This is a genomic window from Acinetobacter lactucae (assembly GCF_013344765.1).
GTDB lineage: Bacteria > Pseudomonadota > Gammaproteobacteria > Pseudomonadales > Moraxellaceae > Acinetobacter > Acinetobacter lactucae_A.
The window spans coordinates 1-4,661 of sequence record NZ_JABVBF010000217.1; the positions used below are offsets into that span (position 1 = coordinate 1).

Sequence of the window (4,661 nt, forward strand, 5' to 3'; positions counted from 1 at the left end):
CCCCTTAACCATCCACTCTATGAAGGTACTTGCTGTGTGATTTTTAAAAAAGGAATTACAATATGGTGATTATTCTCTAAACCCAAATAACCTGCCTTTTCATAAAAAGAACGATCGGCTTGGTAATATTCCAAAATACAAAATCTGACACATTCTAATTGCATATTCCTTAGATTTCGCTTTTTTAGTCTACTAATGCAATTGCTGGAAAGTTTTCCGATAAGACCGTATTTTTTACTTTTTAAGATAATACTTGGTTCTTGATTGTAATAACGTACGTCAACAGAGAAGTCTTGATTGATACATATTTGGTTGTCATAAGCCAGTTTTTGGATCCTAATTCGTCCACTCTCTGTAATAATTTCTGGATAAGATAAATAAATATCTGCCAAACCAAGAGGTTCATAATAAGTAATCTGATTAATTGATGGTACTGCTGATGGTGTAATTGTATATGAACACTTTTGAAAATAAGATGTTAACTTATTATCTGGAATCATTGCCGTGTCTTGTGATTGTACCAATGTAAGACTCTTTTTTGCTCTAGTGAGCGCAACGTACATTGCTCGAATACTACTTACATCTTCTATTTTTTTGAACTGCGATTTTTGATTAAATATATAAACATGCTCATATTCACAACCTTTTGACGAATGATAGGTTGTCAAAATAATCGAATTTTTCAAACCTGAGTCAGACTTAATTAGCAATAAATCTAAAATTTGTTGACTAGTAAGGTCTCTATTATCAACAGATAAATGCTGTTTAAGACGCTGAAAGCTGAGGTCTGCTGGATTTGAAAAACCTTGTTTTTTAGCCCATTCAATTGCAAAATCTTTTGGACTGCCTTCAATAATATCAAGAACAGGTCGACGCTGTAATTCCTGAATAAACTGCTTAATTAACAAACTCTCATTAAAATCCAAATCACTTTGTTGATTGAGTAGGTGAAATTTTAAGTTACTTTGAATAAGAAAATGTTGAATTAAAAGCAATTCACTCCATTCTCGAGCTAGTATCGCAAAACTTGACCAATCACATTGTGAGGCCTCTTGTTTAGATTGGATATCATTTATCATCCACTGAATACTATCAATATTCATAAATTGGTTAGATAAAACTAGCTGCAAATTACCACTTTCTTGACGTCCCTTTTTAGCAACTGGACGAATTGCATATTTGTCTGTCTTTAAGCGTTCGTGAGCTGGCAACATATTTTGAATATAAGTATTAGCTAATTCGACAATATCTTTAGGACTCCGAAAGTTATCAATTAAATAAAAAATATCTTCTTCTGCTATTTGAAAGTCTTTCTGGAAGTTTCGGATATATTGAATATTGGCCCCTCTAAAACCATATAGATTTTGATCATCATCGCCTACAGCAACCAAGTAACCACGTTGGGTAATGTCATTTTCTTCCTCTTCATCACTTTCTACTTTTAGTCCTGCTAGATGTGAAATGATACTATATTGAACATCATCAATATCCTGAAACTCATCCACTAAAATATATTGAAAAAATTGAGGGTTATCTTGCAAATATTCAACAGCCTGTTTTAAGAGCCATTGGTATTTATAATTATTATCTCTATGAGGAGGGGCTTGATTTTCACTAATATTAGTTAAATGGCGAGCTAAACCATGGAAGGTGAAAATATTTACTTGAGCAGCATATTCATATCCAATGAGTTGAATCAAACGCTGCCTTACTTCAAATACAGCTTGACGGTTATAAGCCAAGATCAGGATCTTTTCTGCAGAAATATTACAACACATGATTAAATTGGCTACACGATGCACAATAATCATAGTTTTACCAGATCCTGGCCCTGCAATTATTAACATTGCTCTCCGTTGGTCATCTGAAATAATTTCTCTTTGCATAGGGCTTAAAAATTCTGGAAAAATCTTTTGTTCGTAATTATCTAAATGTGCTTGTTTAGAAAGGTTTGGATCAGAAAGGTATTTTTCGCATAAATCTTCAATATCTAAGTTAAAATAATCTTCAACTAATTTTTTTTTCACTTCTAAATCACAGCTTAGCCAATGATTTAAGATATGTAGGCGACGATTACGATCTTGATAATGTTTCTCTAAGTATTGATAAGCATCTTTTGATGAGTGAAAGCGTCTACGTGCATGCTCACCAACCGGCCGATCAATAAAGAATATTTTTTGCGCTTCATCATCTAAGCGACTTACATTGAGCCAACCGAAAGACTGCATATATTCTAAGTTCTGTAAGAACTGTTCTGGACAAATACCCTCTCTATCAACTAATACTTCTATTTTTAATAATTGTGTGACAGGATTTGTTTGACTCGCAGTATCTTCAGTATAGTTAAATACTAGATCAAGACTTTCGGCAAGTTCATCCATTTGCTTTTTAGCTGCTTGTATCCAATCACGCCAATGACTTAGTTCTAAATTAATGGGTGACACTCTTAAACTATATTTATTTTCTTTAATTTTTAAAATTTTAAAATACTTAAAGATATGAAAAATTTCGCGTGATTTAATCTGTTTGTTATGTTGCACAAACCATTGGTCTAAAGCTCTCAAATCAATACGCTCGACTTCTTCTGGTTCATACATACTCCAACAATCTTCTAATGCAATTAAAGCATCACGTTTTTGCTTCAATTGACGCTGTAGAAGAGCATGTCTTTTTGACAGTCGAATACGTACCTCACATGACCAACGTGCACAACCAAGTTTTACCAATTGTCGAATACCGCGAAGCAAGCTTTTAACATTCAGCCCTAGCGCTACGGAGACTTCAGGTAAATAAAGTTGACTCTCATTTTGTTGGGTTAAAGGTAATAAACGTCTATATAGCTCTGCTGCTTGACCTTCAGTGGATGCTGGAGCATCTATTAATTTCAAACTAAGAAGAGCTGGTAACTGCTCCTTTTCAACTAAAAGATTATATTTCTCTAGTGCTAATAGGATGACACGAATCTGAGTGACTAGCTCTTCGCCTTCAAACGATAAAAATGTTTGTAATTCTTGTGCAGTAAACCATCTATCAGAAGCTTTTTCACGTTTAAGCACATTAGCAATAACTTGTTGCCAGCATTCTAGAAGGACTTTATGACCACCAATTTGACTATCAATATTCTGCTGTACCAGTTGATCTAAATCAATTTGGCTCCAGTACAGAATTGCATGCCCTTCTTCACCTGTTTTACGTGCAACACGACCAATTTCTTGTAAATATGATTCTAAATTATGTGGTGGTGAATAATGAATGACCGTATGAATGTTAGCCCTATCAATCCCCATGCCAAATGCATTGGTACAAATAACTACATCCAACTGATGCATTTTGAATTGTTCTAGAATACGTTGCTTATCATTAGAAGACATACCAGCATGATAAGCTTGGGCAATAAAACCCTGTTGACGTAACTCTTGTGCAAACTCTTCAGTTTTACTTCGACTACGCACATAAATCAGAACAACAGGATGATCATCTTTGAGTGTTTCTAAATTTGGCTGCTCAAGTGAATTTCTGTCAGGAAATATTTGTGAAAGTACCTTACGAATTTCAGGAAGTCTTTGCGAGCGCTCAATTTGAATAAATTCAGCTTTTATATTATCGCGCCATACATTTTGTGTTTTTTCGACCATCACTGTTTCAAGAGGCAAACCGATCAAGTCATGAAGTGGTTGAACAATTTCTTTATCAATTCCTTCAATCACACGTTGTGCTGCTGTGGCAGTTACCAACATAAGTTGTGGCGTCGTTGCATTTTCATCACGATAACATTGTGCTATCAGCCGTCCGATACGTAAAAAATCTGGTCTAAAATCATTCCCCCATTGAATAATAGTATGCGCTTCATCTACAACCCATAAAGCTGGGCGTCTTCTAGATAGTAAGGTTTGTATGCTATGTGTTCGTAAGCGTTCTGGACTGATGTAAAGTAAGTCAATTGTGCCAGACCAAATCCCTTCTAAAATTTTTGCTTGTTCTTCTTCCGTTTGACCTGAGATTAAACATGCAGCTCGATTTCCCCAATGGCCCGTATTGCCTAATCCTATTACTTGATCCTCCATAAGAGCTTTTAAGGGAGAAATAATCACGGTGAGTTCGCGACGATACTTGCTTAGGATTAATGCAGGAAGTTGAAATGTTAAACTTTTACCACCACCCGTTGGCAATAATCCCATAGGAATACTACGAGCTTGAGCTAGTTGATGGACAATTTTCTTTTGCCCGACCCTGAGTTCAAACCCAAAAAAGTCTTTACTCTCTTGATCAAAATCAATATCACTAAATTGTCGATTGTTCCAAAACACTTTTTCAGCCTGAGTAAATCTTGCTCCAAAATCAGAGATATCTTGAAGCCAGGTGGGACGACGGCAAGTGGGCTCTTCTAAATGTAATAGCCAATGAGCAAAGACAATTGCACCTAAATTATCTATAGATTGATTAGGTAATGCATTCATCCAGTCAACAAACTTTTCATTCTGTCCTTGAGGAATCAATGCACAATAATCTAAAGCTTTCTGATTTACATGGGGTTTCGGAAAGATATTAGAGAAAGGGAGTTTTTTTTCAATCCATTCAACCAATTGTGGATGTATACCTTCGTGATATGTTTTGCAAATTCTTTGATAGTAATGATAGCTTTCTATACAGTCATAGATAGG

General features: G+C 35.2%; 1 protein-coding gene. It reads right to left on the reverse strand.

Features of this window, described 5'->3' with window-relative positions:
* Window positions 1-17 precede the first annotated feature (17 nt).
* Window positions 18-4,583: a RecQ family ATP-dependent DNA helicase gene (locus tag HUN22_RS15635; RefSeq protein WP_217488202.1), complete on the reverse strand. Its 4,566-nt coding sequence runs from the start codon at window positions 4,581-4,583 to the stop codon at window positions 18-20.
* Between the last annotated feature and the right edge of the window lie 78 nt (window positions 4,584-4,661).